The 17748-nt window shown below is 66.8% G+C and carries 15 protein-coding genes; 10 read left to right on the top strand and 5 right to left on the bottom strand.

Features of this window, described 5'->3' with window-relative positions; translation table 11 throughout:
- Positions 1–22: 22 nt before the first annotated feature.
- Entirely contained in the window at positions 23–910 is an 888-nt protein-coding gene (locus LKO27_RS04960) for a trypsin-like serine protease (RefSeq protein ID WP_227735758.1), read from the bottom strand.
- A 220-nt stretch (positions 911–1130) separates the two neighbouring features.
- On the opposite strand from LKO27_RS04960, the gene LKO27_RS04955 reads away from it, so the two are divergent.
- The 3 genes from LKO27_RS04955 to LKO27_RS04945 all read left to right on the top strand — a co-directional run bounded on the left by LKO27_RS04955 (position 1131) and on the right by LKO27_RS04945 (position 4311).
- Positions 1131–2135 (top strand): hypothetical protein, encoded by a 1005-nt coding sequence (locus tag LKO27_RS04955; protein ID WP_227735757.1) that lies wholly within the window; start codon positions 1131–1133, stop codon positions 2133–2135.
- 61 nt (positions 2136–2196) lie between these two features.
- Positions 2197–3486, top strand: coding sequence for a sodium:proton antiporter (locus LKO27_RS04950; protein ID WP_227735756.1), 1290 nt, complete (start codon positions 2197–2199; stop codon positions 3484–3486).
- An 18-nt stretch (positions 3487–3504) separates the two neighbouring features.
- Entirely contained in the window at positions 3505–4311 is an 807-nt protein-coding gene (locus LKO27_RS04945; RefSeq protein ID WP_227735755.1) for a sugar phosphate nucleotidyltransferase, read from the top strand.
- Here LKO27_RS04945 and LKO27_RS04940 read toward each other — a convergent pair.
- A complete protein-coding gene (locus tag LKO27_RS04940; RefSeq protein ID WP_227735754.1) occupies positions 4265–5440 on the bottom strand; it encodes an NAD(P)/FAD-dependent oxidoreductase in 1176 nt (391 codons plus the stop codon). The genes LKO27_RS04945 and LKO27_RS04940 overlap by 47 nt on opposite strands.
- A gap of 106 nt (positions 5441–5546) precedes the next feature.
- On the opposite strand from LKO27_RS04940, the gene LKO27_RS04935 reads away from it, so the two are divergent.
- Both LKO27_RS04935 and LKO27_RS04930 read left to right on the top strand, forming a co-directional pair.
- Positions 5547–6413, top strand: a complete 867-nt coding sequence (locus tag LKO27_RS04935) for a hypothetical protein (RefSeq protein ID WP_227735753.1) — start codon at positions 5547–5549, stop codon at positions 6411–6413.
- 57 nt (positions 6414–6470) lie between these two features.
- Complete coding sequence (locus LKO27_RS04930; RefSeq protein ID WP_227735752.1) at positions 6471–7463, top strand: beta-propeller fold lactonase family protein; 993 nt, start codon at positions 6471–6473, stop codon at positions 7461–7463.
- Here LKO27_RS04930 and LKO27_RS04925 read toward each other — a convergent pair whose 3' ends face one another.
- The 3 genes from LKO27_RS04925 to aceE all read right to left on the bottom strand — a co-directional run bounded on the left by LKO27_RS04925 (position 7464) and on the right by aceE (position 13036).
- The gene (locus LKO27_RS04925; RefSeq protein ID WP_227735751.1) at positions 7464–9671 is read right to left on the bottom strand and encodes a 6-phosphofructokinase; all 2208 of its coding nucleotides are present in this window, start codon (positions 9669–9671) and stop codon (positions 7464–7466) included.
- Positions 9672–9708: 37 nt separating this feature from the next.
- The gene (locus LKO27_RS04920; protein ID WP_370629985.1) at positions 9709–10116 is read right to left on the bottom strand and encodes a DUF3052 family protein; all 408 of its coding nucleotides are present in this window, start codon (positions 10114–10116) and stop codon (positions 9709–9711) included.
- Positions 10117–10279: 163 nt separating this feature from the next.
- Positions 10280–13036 (bottom strand): pyruvate dehydrogenase (acetyl-transferring), homodimeric type, encoded by a 2757-nt coding sequence (aceE, locus tag LKO27_RS04915; protein ID WP_227735749.1) that lies wholly within the window; start codon positions 13034–13036, stop codon positions 10280–10282.
- 231 nt (positions 13037–13267) lie between these two features.
- On the opposite strand from aceE, the gene LKO27_RS04910 reads away from it, so the two are divergent.
- The 5 genes from LKO27_RS04910 (at position 13268) to LKO27_RS04890 (ending at position 17731) form a co-directional block, all read left to right on the top strand.
- The gene (locus LKO27_RS04910; protein WP_227735748.1) at positions 13268–14635 is read left to right on the top strand and encodes an ABC transporter substrate-binding protein; all 1368 of its coding nucleotides are present in this window, start codon (positions 13268–13270) and stop codon (positions 14633–14635) included.
- 24 nt (positions 14636–14659) lie between these two features.
- Positions 14660–15634 (top strand): carbohydrate ABC transporter permease, encoded by a 975-nt coding sequence (locus LKO27_RS04905; protein ID WP_227735747.1) that lies wholly within the window; start codon positions 14660–14662, stop codon positions 15632–15634.
- Positions 15631–16539 carry a carbohydrate ABC transporter permease gene (locus tag LKO27_RS04900; RefSeq protein WP_227735746.1) on the top strand — a complete coding sequence of 303 codons (909 nt, stop codon included), beginning with the start codon at positions 15631–15633 and terminating at the stop codon, positions 16537–16539. Before LKO27_RS04905 ends, LKO27_RS04900 begins: the two co-directional genes overlap by 4 nt.
- Positions 16540–17049 (top strand): GNAT family N-acetyltransferase, encoded by a 510-nt coding sequence (locus tag LKO27_RS04895; protein WP_227735745.1) that lies wholly within the window; start codon positions 16540–16542, stop codon positions 17047–17049. It abuts the gene before it with no gap.
- Positions 17050–17119: 70 nt separating this feature from the next.
- Positions 17120–17731 carry a DUF1707 and DUF4870 domain-containing protein gene (locus tag LKO27_RS04890; protein ID WP_227735744.1) on the top strand — a complete coding sequence of 204 codons (612 nt, stop codon included), beginning with the start codon at positions 17120–17122 and terminating at the stop codon, positions 17729–17731.
- Positions 17732–17748 lie beyond the last annotated feature (17 nt).

The raw sequence follows: 17748 nt of genomic DNA, 5'->3' as shown, positions 1-17748 counted from the left end.
GTCTTCCGCTCCTGGACTGGACTCAGACGATGACGATGAGCTCTGCCTCGTCGGCTGCCGAGGAGGCTGCCACCGTGTCCAGGATCCACTGCTGGGCCGCCACAGTGTCGACGCGGTAGGCGAAGTCGACTCCACGACAGTAGGAGTTCAGCCCGAACGACGTCACAGCCACGATCAGGTTGGACTCGTAACCGCCGAGGAAGATCGGACCACCGGAGTCACCCGAGCAGGTGCCGCCCCGGCCCTTGCCCTTGCCGACCGTCTGGACGTTGAACCCGGCATTGTTCTGGCTTTCAAGGTTGACGATCTTGCCCTCCGCCATCAGGCGGCTGCGGAACGACTCGACCGCGACGGGGCTGCTGTAGGACAGCCCGTACCCGCTGGCGGTCACGGTGAGATCCTGGCCTCCCCTGGCGGTGGCAAGGGGGTCCAGAGTTCCTGCTTCCGCCAGCTGACCGTACTCGCTCACTGTGATCGGCTGGTCGAGGATCACCAGACCCAGGTCCTTGGTGTCGGGGAACGTGGCGAAGTCGTCGAACCCCCAGTTGTAGAGCTCGTCCGACGTCGCACACATGATTCCCAACGTCCCCTGGGCGCAGCCGTCGGGGTACCCGCTGCTCGCAGGGGCGCCAGTCTCCGGGTCGTAGTCGGCACCGGCGTCCTGCTGGAACCACACCACCGCGGTGGCTGCCCCGTCGGTGCAGTGGCCGGCTGTCAGGAAGACGCTGGGTGACAGCAGCGAGCCAGAGCAGCGCCCCGCGAACTCCCCGTTTTCGTCATAGAACGCAACGAGTCCAACGAAAGGGTGCTCGTCGTCGGCGACGTAGTTGCCGGTGATGGCATGGCTGGGCGTGATCGTGGCGGCGAGCAGGGCAAGGGCCCCGACCAGGCTCGTCAGTATTCTTCGCATTCTTCGCCTCTCCTGTGGGGAGCGCTTTGGAGGGCTCCCGGTGGTATGGAGTGAGGGTAGGCGGTCGCCCCGCCATCGGCTGCCGAATCGCGAAGTCGGTCCGCACGCCTACGCAGACGGGTGATGTGCGTTACTGAACTTCTGCACGACTTCGGCAGATCTGGCCCCGCCGAATCCTTCGACGCTTAGTGTGTGTCCACTCATCGTAGAAGGGGGAACCATGGGCACCAATCTTTCGCGACGTCTCGGCGTCGCCCTGTCGGCTGGCGTGCTGCTGGCAGGAGTCGCAGGCGCGCCGACCGCGTCCGCGGCTCGTAGCGAACACATCGTGAACACCATCAGTGACGTCTCGTGCGTCTTCGAGACGGCCGAGACGGACCTGGTCTACTTCGGCGCTTCGACGTCCTCCGATACAGGCGAATCGGGATCGTTCATGTTCGTCGAAACCCTTGATTATCAGATGGTCCTGGACAGCCTCGACGGGACAGCCGTCTTCGGCGTGGACGGCACTCTGTCGGCCGAGGTGGAGCTGGTCGACGTCAGCACCGGCGAACCGGTGGGCACCGCCACCGTGGAAGCCGTGCGCACCGTAGTAGGTGAACCGGTCGTGGATGAGGTGCGAGACCGCCCCGGCAACAGCTGGGAGGAGAAGGGCACCGTCACCACCACCGAATACCAGGTGGACGTGATCTCGGTCACCGTCCCGGGCTACGACGTGCTGATCGGGCAGGACGACTGCACCTCACAGGACCTGGCCTTCGACGTCAGGACCACCAACCCGGAGGGAGCGGTCTTCCGCGACACCGGATTCGAGTCCGACATCTGCCCACTGGAGGGTCTGGACTTCGGGGCTGTGAGGTTGAGCGGCACGCTCAAGGAGCCGGTGTTCGAAGTGGTCATCGACGACGGCGCCAACCCACAGATGGCCGAGGGCACCATTCGGATGCGGGGCAGCTCGGGTGAGGCGACGGCGCAGTTGATCGACCTCGTCACCGGCGACCCAGTAGGCGACCTGACGATCTCGGTCGACCTTGCCAGGGACGGCACCCGGGAGATCGAGACCGAGTCCTTCGATGGCGTCACGGTCCGGATGGCCAGGACCAGTTTCGTGGCCGACATATCCGTCTCCACCACGGATAGCCGCAGCGGGACCGCCGAGTGCCTTGCCGTGGAGTTCACCGAGACCATCATCATCCGGCCCGGATCTGGCGACGACGGACACTGAACCAACACCGAGCGACGACGGGTTTCGCTCAGGTTTCCGAAGAGTGGGATAGAGGATGCGCATGACGGCTGACGCGGTGTACCTCGTGGCCGGGATTGCGCTCTTCATCGCCGTCGTCGCGCCGGTTCTGGTCAGATCGGTGGCACTCTCGGCGCCGCTCATATTGCTGGTGCTAGGCCTGCTGATCGGCCTGTTTCCGATGCCCGAGGGGTGGTCACTGGACCCGGTCGGCGGCCGTAAGGTGATCGAGCACGTCACGGAGGTAGCCGTGCTGGTGGCGCTCATGGGCGTCGGCCTGGCCCTGGACCGCCCGCTGAACCGGAGCACCTGGCGGTCATGGTCACCCACCTGGCGGCTGCTGATTGTGGCGATGCCGCTCACGATCGCGGCCGTTTTCCTTCTCGGCTGGAGCGCCCTTGGCCTCGCCGCGCCGGTCGCCCTGTTGCTGGGTGCCTGTCTGGCCCCAACCGATCCGGTGCTCGCAGGCGATGTGCAGGTGGACGGGCCGAAGACGGCCGGCTCGCCGGAGGAGGCCGAACCCGAGGAACGCGACGAGGTGAGGTTCTCGCTCACGTCGGAGGCAGGTCTCAACGACGGCTTGGCCTTCCCGTTCGTCTACGCCGCCGTCTACCTCGCTTCTCGAGGTCCGGTGGCGCAATGGGGCGGAGCGTGGATCGCCTGGGACCTGCTGGGGAAGATCGCAGTCGGTGTCCTGGTAGGAGCCCTCGTGGGGTGGGGTCTGGGACGCTTTTCCTTTCGAGCGGCGGACCACCGGCTCCGTCTGGCAGAGCGTGGCGAGCCTCTCCTCGCGGTCGCCGCGCTGGTGCTGTCCTACGGCGCCACGGAGGTCGTCGGTGGCTACGGGTTCCTCGGAGTGTTCGCCTGCGGGGTGGCGCTCCGCAGCGTCGAGCGCCATCATGACCACCATCGGGCCATGCACCAAGTGATCGGTTACCTGGAACGGCTGCTCATCCTCGTCATCCTGTTGTTCCTCGGGATGGCGCTGACCCGCACACTGCTTGCGGGACTCGACTGGCGCGCCGGAGTCATAGCCGTTGTTCTCGTGTTCGTGATCCGACCGGCAGCGGCTTGGGTCTCGCTCACGGTTGCGGCCCGGGACCAGACGCTGCCCGGCGGCCTGACGCCTGCTGAACGCGCTGTCACAGCCTTCTTCGGCGTTCGAGGCGTCGGATCGCTGTACTACCTCGCCTATGCAGGCGGCCTTGCCACCCTCCCCGACGAGTCCTGGCTGTGGTCGACGGTTGCATTCACCATCCTGCTGTCGGTTCTGGTCCACGGGATGGCATCCACTCCGGTCCTGCGGCGACTGTCGCAGCGAAGCCCATCCTGAGCCCGGTACCATGCGCCCGTGACTGACGAACCATCCCCAGGGCGAGGACGAGGTCTGGCGTGTCTGGTGCTGGCCGCGGGATTCGGTACCCGGATGCGCCCGTTCACGGACAAAGTGCCCAAGCCGCTGCTCACCGTCGACAACGAGGAAATCCTTGCGCGGGCGCTCCATCACGGGGGTCGGCTGGCGAGCAGGAGCATCGTCAACGCCCATTATCTGGCGCGCCAGATCGAGGAGTTCGTGCCTCCGCTGGACGTCGAGGTGTCGAGGGAGCCTGGGGTGCTGGGGACCGCCGGGGCGGTAGGGCGGATCCGTGACTGGCTCGGCGATGACGACCTCCTGATCCTCAACGGTGACACGTGGATCGGAGAGATCGGCCATTCCTTCGTCCAGGACTGGGACCGCGAACGCCCGCGACTCCTCGTCCAGGACACCGGCCGCGAGGCCGACTTCGGAACCGGCCGCTTCATCGGCGCCAGCCTGCTGCCAAATGGGGCGGCAAGAAGGCTGGAGGAACGCGAATCGGGCCTGTACGAGGAGGTCTGGAGGTCAGCCCCCTCCTTGGACCTCGTCGCTACGAATACGCCGGCCTTCGACTGCGGCACGCCCGAGGAGTTCCTGGCGGCCAACCTGAGCGTCAGCGGGAAGCCCGCGGTCATCCACCCGACGGCCCGGCCCGGCGGGCCGGTGATCCGGTCGGTGTTGCTGCGGGAAGCGAGCACGGAGCCCGGCAGCACCTGCATCGGGGAGATCCGCGACGGCTACGGGCACCGCTACGTCAGCCGAGCCCTCCAGCAGGGACCGGTCCGCCCACCAGTTCCCTGATCCTGTCGATGGCGTCCCAGTCGTTGAGGTGCATCCCCGCCAGCACCTTCTGGTCCCGGATCCAGTACGCGGTCAGACCATCGGCCGGTTCGCCCTTGAGCACCACCTCGTCATAACCTTCGCCGCCGACGTGGCCGACGTACTCCATCCCCCAGTCGTACTGGTCGGTGAAGAAGTAGGGCTGCACCTCGTACGGTTGCTGCGAACCAAGCATCGCGCGGGCCGCGTGCTTGCCTTGGTTGATGGCCACGTCCCAGTGCTCCACCCTGATCCTGCCGAGCAGCGGGTGGTCATGGTTTGCGATGTCACCGGCCGCCCACACGTGCGGATCGCTCGTGCGCAACGTCGCATCCACGAGTACGCCGTTGTCCACCTCAAGCCCTGCGGCCTCGGCGAGACTGACGTCGGGAACCACACCCACCCCGACCACGACCAGGTCCACCTCGAGGGTCTGCCCATCGGACAGGCGAACCCGGGTCACACCGTCGTCGTGAGTGATGCCCTCCACGCCGCTGCCGAGCCTCAGGTCGACGCCGTGGTCGCGGTGGAGCCCGGCGAACACCTCGCCCAGTTCATCACCCAGGACCTTCTGCAGCGGCACGTCCGCGGGGTCCACGACGGTGACCTCGGCCCCGGCCTGACGAGCTGCCGAGGCCACCTCCAACCCGATCCAGCCGGCCCCGATGATCAGCACATGTCCCGAGAGCCGTTCGCGCAGCGACAGGGAGTCCTCGAACGTCCGCATGTAGGCGACGGGGGCGCCCGAGTCGTCGGCCATCCGGAGCTTCCTCGGGATCGCCCCCGTGGCCAGCAGGAGCCGGTCGTACCCAAGCGTCCTCGCCCCGACGGTCACCGTCTGGTCCACGGTGTCGATCGCGGACGCCGCAGTTCCCAGGACGAGCTCCACGTCGTGCTCCTCGTACCACTCTGCCGTGTGGACGAACACACTCTCGGGCGGATCGTTTCCCAGGAGGACCGACTTCGACAGGGGCGGCCGCTCGTAGGGCACGTGCTGCTCGGAACCCACGAGCGTCACGGACCCTGTGAACCCACGTTCACGCAACTCCTCGACGGCGTTGGCCGCTGCCAGCCCGCCTCCCACAATGACGATGCGCTCCACCTCGTCCATCGGTCCTCCTCGGCTGATCAGGTCCTCGTGGCACAACCGTAGTGCCGGATGGCTGCGGGTAGGCTCGGTCATCGGAAGTAGCAGTCGGTGAGTGGAGGAGCGCGTCATGGGCACCAAGCCGCGCCGGGCACTCCCACCCGAACCCGACGAGCGCGATCAGCGCGGCAGGCCGCGAGCCTTCCTGCTGGCAACTTCCGTCGTCGCGCTGCTGACCGTGATGGTCGCGTACCTGGTGTTCGGGCCACGGCCGAGCACGACCACGCAGCCGAGCCCGCTACCGCCACAGCAGACGACGTCCAGCCCGAGCCAGACGAGTCCCACGCCTTCCCCGGCTGTGTCCCAGTCTCCAATCCCGGCGACGTCGAACCCTCCGCTTCCCGCTCCGGACCCCAGCGCACCGGCTGAATCACCCACGCCAGGCACGACGTCAAATGCGAGCGCCACCCCCTCTTCCGCAGGCGCCGAGTCCCCGCCCGCTTCCACCGCGCCGCCCGCGGGTTCCGTCGTCCTCAACGACACCCAGTTCACGGCCCCGGAGGGCTGGGTTCTATACGGAGACGAGTTCATCGAGGAGGATCGACGCGTTGTCCGGCTCAGCGACACGCGAACCGATGCCAGGCTGCAGGCACTTACCCTGCTGCAGGACCAGGACCTGACCGCATCCTGCGCCGCGCTCATCGCGGCACAGAAGGTGCAGTTCGCCGTCACGAGCGAGCAGTTGGCCCGCCCGGTCGGCGTCGCTCCAGAGTCAGGCGAGGGCGTCACATGCGGCTTCGCCGGAGTCCGGACCAGCGATGGTGTCGCCAACGCCGTCTCCTTCACCCTGCTGAGGCGGGCTGCCGACGCCCATGTGCTGGTGCTGCGGACCACGATTCCGGAGTCCGTACCCGTTGGCGACCGCGCCCGGAGCGACCTCTCCGGCATGATGTGCCAGGCCAGCGTCGGGTTCGGGGTGGCTCTGCCCCTGTGCTGAGCTCCCCTGGCCACGCGGCACCCGCACTTGTCAGCGACGGCGGCTAGGCTCAGTCGCATGAGCTACCTCGTACTCGTTGCCAATGCAGGTGATGGATCCATCTCGACGCTCCGCCAGGACGGCGAGACGCTGGAGCGGCTGACTGACTCCCCCGTCGGCAACGGTTGCAACGCCTTCGCGTTCGACGCCGACCGGAACCTGGTCCACGTCGCCACCGAGGACGCCGTCGTGACCCTCAGCCTCGACCGGGAGACAGGGAGACTCTCAGAGGTCTCCCGTCGGCATGACGCGGGCGCCATGGTCTACCTTGCTCTCGCCCATGGCGGCACGGTCCTGGCCGGCGCGTCGTACCACGAGGGTTACGCCACGGCGTGGCCGGTCATCGACGGCGTGCTCGGCGACGCGCCGAGCCGACACGAACTCGCCAACGCGCACTGCGTCGTGGCTGAGGGCGACGTGGCCTACGTCGCATCCCTTGGCCAAGACGTCGTCGCGCAGTTCCGGCTCGGTCCGGAAGCCACGCTTACCCCGCTGGACCCTCCCAGCGTCGCCGCACCCGACGGCAGTGGGCCCCGCCACCTCGTGCTGTCCGAGCATGGCGCCTACCTGGTGACCGAGTTCTCCGCGGAGGCCATCCGCTTCGACGTCGCCGCCGACGCCACCCTTAGCCGCGCCGAGGCGGTCCGCTTCGACGACCCGGACGCGAACCTGGCCCACAGCCGCTATGGCGCCGACCCTCGGGCAGAACACCTCCGCTGGGGAGCCGACGTGCACGTCGCGGGCAACTGGCTGCTGTGCTCCGAGCGGACGGCCTCCACGATCGCGTCGGTGCGCATCGGGCGCGACGGTCGGCTCGGCGAGGTCGGCGCCATCACCAAGGTGCCCGAGCAGCCCCGCGGTTTCGGCGTCTCCCCGGACCAGGCCCTGGTGGTCGCCGTCGGCGAACGCTCGCCAGATGCGGTGCTCTACCGAGTTTCTGAGGACGGTTCGCTGGTGGAACTGGACCGGACCACCGTGGGAGCCAAGGCCCGCTGGGCGCGTTTCGTCTGATCAGTCCTGGCCGGGGCGGCGGCTCAACTGCTCGAACACGGGGCGCAGCCCCAGCCACCACTGCTCGTAGGGGCGCTGCCTTTCCCAGTCCATGCCGTCGGTGATGTCACGCAACGGAGCGAAGTAGCCCTCGGCGTCCACCGAGGCCGCAAAGTACCCGGCGCGGCCGGCCTTGAACTGCTTGTCGAGGTGCTGGATCGCACTCCACGCCAGCCGGGTCGCGTTGATCCGGTCGAAGGGGGACGGGGCCCCACCCTGCTGCACGTGGCCCACCACGCTGTCCCGGACGGTGAACTTGCCTTTGCCCTCGGCCTCGAAAAGGCGGCGCAGCACGTCAGTGGTGTAGTACTCGCTGGCGCCCTCCCCCACTACCGCGAGGTAGAAGCTGCGGCCGGTGTCGAAGGCGTCGACGAGTGCCGCGATGTCCTGCTCCAATTCGCTCAGGGTGATGCCCAGTTCGGGCAGGTAGGCCTTCTCCGCACCCCCCGCGATGCCGCCGAGCAACGGCAGGAATCCGCAGCCGCGGCCCATGGTCTCGACGATGAAGGCCCGCAGGGACGCCGACGCCGACATCCGCACCATGTCGATCGAGCGCACGACGGTGTTGAGTGCTGTGTCCGCACCGACCGCCATGGTCCACCCGGGGAGATTGTTGTCTATGCTCGCCGGGACCACGACGATGGGGATGTCGAAGGCGGGGTAGCGCCGCTTCTCGCGCTCGAGCATGTCCACGGTCGCGTAGGCGTGGAACCCGCCCACGACGAGCATCGCGTCGATCCGGTGCTCCTCGATCTGCCGAGCGATGGCGTACAGGTCCTTCTCGTCGGGGACGTAGCGGCGGGTTCCCAGATCGGCTCCTCCGGTGTGTGCCATTCCCTCGACGTCGGCCCAGGCCAGGTCGGACACGTTCCCCGCGATGAGCCCGGGCACGCCTCCGTGCACGGCCATCATGTGGTAGCCCAGGTCGATGCCGGTGCGCACGGCGACACGTGCGAGCGGATTCATGCCGGGCGCCAGCGCTCCTGCGTTCATCACGGCGATCCGGCGCGAGACCTGCGGATCCACCACTGTTGGCCGGGCCTCGGTGATGGTGCGGTAGATCTGGATCATCGTCTGGAAGCCATGGCCCCGGGCCCCGACGGCGGCGTCGTAGTCCCCGTCCTCGATGTGGTCGGCGACCGCGCGGGTGGCTGCAACCGCCTCGATGAGCGGGACGGCGCGCACGGCGTCGCGGTGCATGCCCACGAGCACGGGCTCATCTCCGGGCTGGGCGGCCAGCACCTGTCGTACCGCCTCCACCCCGCAGACCGTCGCCATCCAGCGGTCGTAGGCGCTCGGCACCCCGCCGCGCTGCACATGTCCCAGAATGGTGATGCGGGCGTCCTCGCCCGCGCGCTCGGCGAGGATCTGCTTGATCCGCTCCGCGGTGATGGGATGGCCCTCCCTGTCCGCAGCTCCCTCGGCGACGATGAGGATGGAGTCGCGCCGCCCGGCCTCTCGTCCGTGGCGGAGGACCTCCACCATCCGGTCCTCCCAACCCTCGCGGGGCGGGGACTCGGGCAGGAAGGTGTAGTCGGCGCCGCCGGCGATGGCACTCATCAGCGCCAGGTAACCGCAACGCCGTCCCATCACCTCGACGATGAACGTGCGCTGATGGGACTCGGCGGTGGAGCTGATGGCGTCCAGCGCCTCGGTTATCCGGTGGAGGGCGGAATCGGTTCCGATGGTCATGTCGGTTCCGACCATGTCGTTGTCGATGCTGCCGACGAGGCCGACCACACGCAGGGCCGGGTACGCTTCCGCCTGCGACTGGGTCAACTCCCCGGAGGCCACCAACTCTGCGAGCAGGTCCGTCCAACCCAGGCTGAGTTCACGGGTGCCGGTGAGGGAGCCGTCGCCGCCGATCACGATGAGCCGGTCGATGCCGCTCTCCACCAGATGCTTGACAGCCGTTCGCTGACCGTCCCGGTTGCGGAACTCCGACGACCGGGCGGTCCCGATGACCGTGCCGCCCTTGCTCAGGATCCCGGACACGTCACTCCAGCCCAGCCGGACGATGTGGTCGCCACCGGAGACGGCACCCTGCCAGCCCTCGCGAATGGCGTAGACCTCGGCGTCATCGTGGATGGCCGCCCGGGTGATGGCGCGCACGGCGGCGTTCATACCGGGTGCGTCACCTCCTGAAGTGAGCACTCCGATACGAGGCAAGTGACGCTCCTGGCTGTTCAGCTGTGGATGGGACTGGTCAACGACGCGCTGTCTTCGGCGGAACCACCTTGTGCGCCTGCCAGTCAGGACTGACGTTGGCGGTGCGGGTCAGTTGCAGCCCGGCAGTGGTGGTGGCCTCGGCGATGGCGGCCGGCTCGATGAACTGCGGACGCCCCACCTTGGGCGTCAGCAGCCAGATGTAGCCATCACGAGCCAGGTCCGTTCGGGCATCGACCAGCCCGTCGACCACGTCACCGTCGTCCTCTCGCCACCACAGGAGGACCACGTCGACTGCCTCGACGGCTTCCTCGACCATGTCGCCGTCGATGATGTCCATGATGTCGTCCCGCAGATCCGCGTCGACGTCGTCGTCCCAGCCGATCTCCTGGACGATCTGCCCGGGTACCAGCCCCAGGAGGTCAGCCCCATCGTGACCCTCAGCCACGCTCACCGTTCATTCCCTTCAAAGATGCTTACCACGAGCCCAAGCCTGCCAGATGGGAACCGCAAGTGCACCACCGGCCCCAACATCTCCCCCGGCGGAGATGAGAACGGGGGCCGGGTGGGTACCCGGCCCCCGCGTTGCGCGTCGACGGCGCCGCATCCGCTCAGGCGTCGCCGCCAGCGTTCCCGGAGGTCCCGGCGGTCACGTCGTCGATGCGGTACTTGGCCGCCGCCTCGGTTGCCCATTCCTTCGGGACCTCTCCGTTGCGGGCGAGGCGCTGCAGCACCGCGACAGCGATGGACGGTCCGTCGATGTTGTAGAACCGGCGAGCCGCGGCGCGGGTGTCGGAGAAGCCGAAGCCGTCGGCACCCAGCGTGGTGTAGTCGCCCGGAACCCACTGCCGGATCTGGTCTGGCACCGCCCGCATGTAGTCGGACACCGCGACGACAGGGCCGTCGGCCTCTCCCAGCTTGGCCTCCACCCAGGTGGGGCCGTGGTCGGAGAACGGATCGCGGAACAGTTCCTCGTCGCGTTCCAGGCCTTCGCGTCGGAGTTCGCCCCAGGAGGTGACGCTCCAGAGGTCGGCGACGATCCCGTAGTCCGCCTTGAGCAGTTCCTGCGCCTCGAGGGCCCACGGCACCGCGACGCCGGACGCCAGGATCTGCGCGCGCCTGGCATCCTCACCAACGCCTTCGAAGGATCCGGGCTTGAGCAGGTACATGCCCCGCAGGATGCCCTCGACGTCGACTCCCTCAGGCTCGGCCGGCTGCACGATCGGCTCGTTGTACACCGTGAGGTAGTACATGATGTCCTCCGGCTGCTCCCCGTACATGCGGCGCAGACCGTCGCGGACGATGTGCGCGATCTCGTAGCTGTAGGCCGGGTCGTAGGACACGACGGCGGTGTTGGTCGACGCCAGCACCGGCGAGTGGCCGTCCATGTGCTGCGTGCCCTCACCGGTCAGGGTCGTGCGACCCGCGGTTGCGCCGATGAGGAAACCGCGCGCGAGCTGGTCGGCCGCCGCCCAGATGAAGTCACCGGTGCGCTGGAACCCGAACATCGAGTAGAAGACGTAGATCGGGACCATGGGGATGCCGTGCGTCGCGTACGACGTGCCGGCGGCGGTGAAGGCGGCGACGGACCCGGCCTCATTGATGCCGGTGTGCTGGATCTGCCCGTTCTTGGCCTCCCGGTAGCTGAGGAACAGCTCGTTGTCCACGGGGGTGTAGTTCTGGCCGTGCGGGTTGTAGATCTTGATCGTGGGGAAGAAGGCGTCCATGCCGAACGTGCGCGCCTCGTCGGGGATGATCGGCACCACGTGCGGGGCGAACTCCTTGTCCCGCATCAGGTCCTTCAGGAGCCGCACGAAGGCCATCGTCGTGGCGATCTGCTGGTTGCCTGAACCCTTGCGCACCGAGGCGTAGCTCTTCTCCGACGGCAGCGAGATGAACTTGCGGTCCCCCCGACGTTCGGGAAGGTAGCCACCGAGCTCCCGGCGGCGCTCGTGCAGGTACTGGATGCGAGGGTCGTCGTCGGCGGGCTTGAAGTACGGCGGACGGTACGGGTCGGCTTCCAGCACCTTGTCGTCGATGGGAACGTTGACCCGGTCGCGGAACACCTTAAGGTCCTCCAGCGCGAGCTTCTTCATCTGGTGGGTGGCGTTGCGGCCCGCGAAGTGCTTGCCCAGGAAGTAGCCCTTGATGGTGTGGGCCAGCACGACGGTGGGGGCGCCGGTGAACTGGGTGGCGGCCTTGTAGGCGGAGTACACCTTGCGGTAGTCGTGGCCACCGCGGGTGAGCCGCCAGATCTCGTCGTCGGACCAGTCCTTGACCATGGCGGCGGTGCGCGGGTCGCGCTCGAAGAAGTGCTTGCGCACGTAGGCGCCGTCGTTGGCCTTGAAGGTCTGGTAGTCGCCGTCGCTGGTGGCGTTCATCAGGTTCACCAGCGCGCCGTCGGTGTCATTTGCCAGCAGGGGGTCCCAGCCGCGGCCCCAGACGACCTTGATCACGTTCCAGCCGGCCCCCCGGAAGAAGGCCTCCAGCTCCTGCATGATCTTTCCGTTGCCTCGTACGGGACCGTCGAGGCGCTGCAGGTTGCAGTTCACCACGAAGGTCAGGTTGTCGAGTTCCTCGTTGGCCGCCACCTGCAGGAGGCCCCGCGACTCCGGCTCGTCCATCTCTCCGTCGCCGAGGAACGCCCAGACGTGCTGGTCGGAGGTGTCCTTGATGCCCCGGTTGTGCAGGTAACGGTTGAACTGCGCCTGGTAGATGGCGTTCATCGGACCGATGCCCATGGACACCGTCGGGAACTCCCAGAACTTCGGCATCTGGCGCGGGTGCGGGTACGACGGCAGCGCCCTGAGGTCGCCGTCGACGTAGTGGCTGTGCTCCTGCCGGAAGCCGTCCAGGTCGTTCTCGTCGAGCCGGCCCTCGAGGAAGGCGCGGGCATACATGCCCGGCGACGCGTGGCCCTGGAAGTAGATCTGGTCTCCACCACCGGGGTGGTCCTTGCCTCGGAAGAAGTGGTTGAAGCCCACCTCGTACAGCGTCGCGGAGGACGCGTAGGAGGCGATGTGTCCACCCACCCCGATGCCCGGACGCTGGGCGCGATGCACGGTGATCGCGGCGTTCCAGCGCAGCATCCTGCGGATCTGGCGCTCCATGTCCTCGTCACCGGGGAAGTTCGGTTCCTCGGAAGCCGGGATGGTGTTGACGTAGTCGGTACCGGTCAGCGACGGGACGCCGATGTGGCGTTCCCTGGCCCGCTCCAGCAACTTCAACATCACGTAGCGAGCCCGGTTCAGTCCACCCTGCTCGATGACCCCATCGAGCGACTCCAGCCACTCGGCGGTCTCGTCTGGGTCGCTGTCGGGAAGATTGGTGGGGAGCCCGTTGAGGATCGGCCCGGCCTCTTCAGTCACGTGAGTCCTCTCATCTTTCGTCCTCGCGCCTTCGCGCGCGTTGGCACCACCCAAACTTAGCGCCACGGTCCATGTGCCAAAGACAGTGCCACAAGAACGCGCTCTCCTCGCCTGCAAACTTGCAGAGAATTCGTTACGAGATCGTGACCCCAATCCATCGATGGAACTCTTGCCAGTGAGCCCGCTTGCGGCTTGCATGGGTCTATCAAACTCGTATGGGAAGGGACAAGGATGTTCAACCAGAAGAAGCGACTGGCGGCTGCCGCCGCCGCGGGACTCTCGCTGCTCCTCATGGCGGCTTGCAGCGGAGACACCGAGCCGGGAGCCACCGAGGAACCCACTGGTGGCGACACCGACTGCGCCGCCTTCGAGGAGTACGGCGACCTCTCCGGCAAGGAGATCAGCGTCTACACCTCGATCGTCAGCCCCGAGGACCAGCCCCACATCGACTCCTACAAGCTTTTCGAGGAGTGCACGGGTGCGACGGTGAACTACGAGGGGTCGCGCGAGTTCGAGGCCCAGCTGCCCGTGAAGATCGAGGCCGGTTCGCCGCCCGACATCGCCTACATCCCCCAGCCCGGCCTGCTCGCCACCCTCGTGGACAGGTTCCCCGACGCGGTGCAGCCGGTCTCGGAGGCCGCCGCGGCCAACGTCGACCAGTACTTCAACGAGGCCTGGAAGGGCTACGGCACAGTCGACGGCACTTACTACGCGGTGCCCGTGGGCGCCAACGCGAAGTCCTTCGTGTGGTACTCCCCCAGCGCGTTCGAGGAGAACGGCTACGAGATCCCGGAGACCTGGGATGACCTGCTGGCCCTCACCGAGCAGATGATCCAGGACAACCCCGACGTGAAGCCCTGGTGTGCCGGTATCGAGTCAGGCGGCGCCACTGGCTGGCCCGCGACGGACTGGCTCGAGGACATGATGCTGCGCACCGTGACCCCGGAGGAGTACGACCAGTGGGTCAGCGGTGAACTGCCGTTCAACGACCCGAAGGTCCTCGAGGCCCTTGAGATGGCCGGCTCCATCCTCAAGAACGACGCCTACGTCAACGGTGGCTTCGGCAACGTGGCGAGCATCGCGACGACGCCCTTCGGCGACGCCGGCCTGCCCATCCTGGACGGCACCTGCTTCCTGCACCGCCAGGCGTCCTTCTACCAGGCCAACTGGCCCGAGGGCACCGAGGTGGCAGAGGACGGGGACGTCTTCGCCTTCTACCTCCCGGGCACCAGCGCTGACACCAAGCCCATGCTGGGTGGTGGCGAGTTCGCGACGGCCTTCAGCGATCGTGAAGAGGTGGCCGCGTTCCAGGCCTACCTGACCTCCCCCGAGTGGTCCAACGAGAAGGCCCGCGTCTCCACCCCCGGATGGCTGTCGGCCAACAACGAACTGGACCCGGCCAACCTGAAGTCCCCCATCGACCAGCTCGCCTTCGAACTGCTCACCGATGAGTCGACCGTCTTCCGCTTCGACGCCTCGGACCTCATGCCGGGCGCGGTGGGTTCGGGCTCGTTCTGGACCGGGATGACCGACTGGATCGCACTCGACAAGGACGGCCAGGCGGTTCTCGACGACATCGCAGCCAGCTGGCCGAACTGATCCACGGCCCTCTCGAGCAATCCCATGGATTGGTTGCTGAACGCGTCATCACCCGCTGAGAAGATCCTCGTGATGGTTTTCGCCATCGCCCTCTTCTCAGCGGTGATGGCGGCCGTTCTGTTTCTCTCGGACAGACTGCCCAAGTGGTTGCCGGCCATCGGCTTCCTCCTGCCCACAGTGCTGATGCTCACCTTCGGCCTGCTGTGGCCTGCCATCAAGACCATCTACGACTCCTTCCTCGACGCGGCCAGTCGGGAGTCCGTCGGGTTCGACAACTACACGGAGGTCCTGACCGAGCCCAACTTCCAGGTCATCCTCGTCAACACGCTGGTGTGGACCATCTCGGTCCCGCTGTTCTCGACGGTGTTCGGACTGCTCTACGCCGTCCTGGTGGACCGGACGCGCTTCGAGAAGTTCGCCAAGACGCTGATCTTCCTGCCCATGGCCATCTCGATGGTGGGCGCGTCGATCATCTGGAAGTTCATGTACGAGTACCGGCCGGCCAACGTCGGACAGACCGGACTGATAAACCAGTTCCTCGTCTGGCTGGGCCTTGAGCCCTACCAGTTCCTGTTGAACCCGCCGTGGAACACTGGCTTCCTCATCGTCATCATGATCTGGATCCAGACCGGTTTCGCCATGACCATCCTGTCGGCCTCCATCAAGGCGGTGCCCGACGAGATCAACGAGGCGGCCTCCATCGACGGCGCCACAGGCCTGAACACCTTCTTCTTCGTGACCGTGCCGTCCATTCGGCCGGCCCTGATCGTGGTCATCACCACCATCGCGATGGCCACCCTGAAGGTGTTCGACATCGTGCGAACAGCCACCGGCGGCAACTTCCAGACCTCGGTCATAGCCAACGAGTTCTACAGCCAGAAGTTCTCACAGAACAACAACGGCATCTCTGCCGCCCTCGCGGTGATCCTGTTCGTCCTGGTGATCCCGATCGTGGTCTACAACGTCCGCCAGATGAGAATTTCGGAGACCGAGCGATGACCGCCGCCGTGGAGACCAAGAAGGACCGCAAGCTCACCCGGGTGGAGAAGCGAGCCATCGAGGCCAAGGGCAAGCTGTCCTCGCCCTGGGCGTCGGCGTTCGCCCTCATCCTGGCCCTGCTCTGGACGGTCCCGACGTTCGGGCTCTTCCTGACGTCGTTCCGCCCTGAGCGTTCGATCCGCACAACGGGCTGGTGGACCTGGTTCACCAATCCGGAACTCACGCTGGCCAACTACGAGGAGACGATGTTCGGGTCGAGCACCGACCTGAGCACCTTCTTCCTGAACTCGTTCGTCGTGACCATCCCGGCCGTGATCATCCCGATCACCATCGCACTGGTCGCTGCCTATGCGTTCGCCTGGATCGAGTTCCCGGGCCGCGACATCCTGTTCGTCGCGGTGTTCGCCCTCCAGGTGGTGCCCATCCAGGTCACGCTGGTCCCCCTGCTGACGCAGTACGTCAACTGGGGTCTGGCGGGTTCGTTCTGGACGGTCTGGTTGTCGCACTCGATCTTCGCGCTGCCACTGGCCATCTTCCTGCTGCACAACTTCATGAAGGAGATCCCGCGGTCGCTGATCGAAGCGGCGCGGGTCGACGGTGCCGGACACGTCCGCATCTTCTTCACAGTGCTCATGCCCCTGCTGGTTCCCGCGATCGCTTCCTTCGGGATCTACCAGTTCCTGTGGGTGTGGAACGACCTCCTGGTGTCACTGACCTTCGCAGGTGGCAGCAAGGACGTCGCTCCGCTGACGGTTCGGGTCGCCGAACTTGCCGGCTCCAGGGGCTCCGCGTGGCACCTCCTGAGTTCCGGTGCGTTCATCTCGATGATCGTTCCCGCGATCGTCTTCCTCGCGCTGCAGCGGTACTTCGTCCGCGGGATGCTGAGCGGGGCGGTCAAGGGCTGAATGGCAGTCACCCTCCGTCAGGCCCGCCCCGAGGAGTGGGAACAGGCGCGTCGCCTGCGTCTTGAGATGCTGGGCGACGCGCCTCACTCGTTCAACGATCGACTCGCGGACGCCGAGGGCTGGGACGACGCGCGGTGGCGCTCCCGGCTCTCCTCGGCCGTCCTGGATGACTCCGTCCTGTTCGTCGCCGTCGACGCCGCAGGGGACTGGCAGGCGCAGATGGGCGCCCGTGAGTACCTCAACCACCAGCCGGCAAGGGTCTGGCTGCTGGAGGTCTACGTCTCGCCCGCGCATCGTGGCACGGGCGTCGCCGCGGAGCTGCTGGCAGCCGTGGAACGCTGGGCCGTGACACGCGGCCACGCGCGGCTGTACCTCGACGTCCATGAGGATGCCGAACCTGCCAGACGCTTCTACCGCCGGGCGGGATTCGTCGAGACCGGAACCAGACGGCCCTACCCCAACGACCCCCGCAAACAGGAGCTGGAGATGGTCAAGGAACTCTCCCGGTAGGGGGCGGCTCCGGGGCAGCTCAGGGGTAAACCCAATGGTGACCGGGTCCCCCCGGGAGGACCATCAGTGCATGACCACTTCCGCAGCCCATTTTCGCGTGTCCGACCAGGAACGCAACGGTGCCATCGCGGCCATCCAGGCTGCATACGCCGACGGCCGGCTCGACGAGTCCAACCTTGAACGCCGCCTCGACCTCGCCTTCTCCGCGCGAACCCGTCTCGAGCTCAACCAATCCCTCGACGGGCTGGTTCGGCCGCAGTTCCAGAGCCCGTTCTCGTCCCCCGGCATGCCGGTGGTCCATCCTGGGTTCGCCAGCTCGGCCATCCAGCACACGCGTCAGTCCGAGGGCGCCGCATCGGGGTTGACCCACCTGTCAGCGCTCCCGTTCGGCCCCTTCGGCCCCGGCGCCGTGTGGCTGTTCTCGACCAAGGGATCCGCGGTGAATCGTCAGGCCGCCAAGGCCCTGAACTTCCAGGTGATCGCCGCCGTCGTCGGGATCGTCCTCGGGATCGTCACTGGCATCTTCAACATCGGCTTCATCGCCGGTCTCTGGGGGATGACCTGGTTCGTGCTGACCGTGATCTCCGGGGTCAAGGCGTGGAAGGGCGAGGACTGGGAGAACCCGGTCACCGCGATCGTTGACAAGCGCCTTGTCGACGAGGGTCGCCCGACCAGCCGGTGATCGGCAACCACTAGTCT

The organism is Tessaracoccus sp. OS52 (assembly GCF_020687685.1).
Lineage (GTDB): Bacteria > Actinomycetota > Actinomycetes > Propionibacteriales > Propionibacteriaceae > Arachnia.
This window is presented reverse-complemented; position numbering and strand designations above follow the sequence as displayed.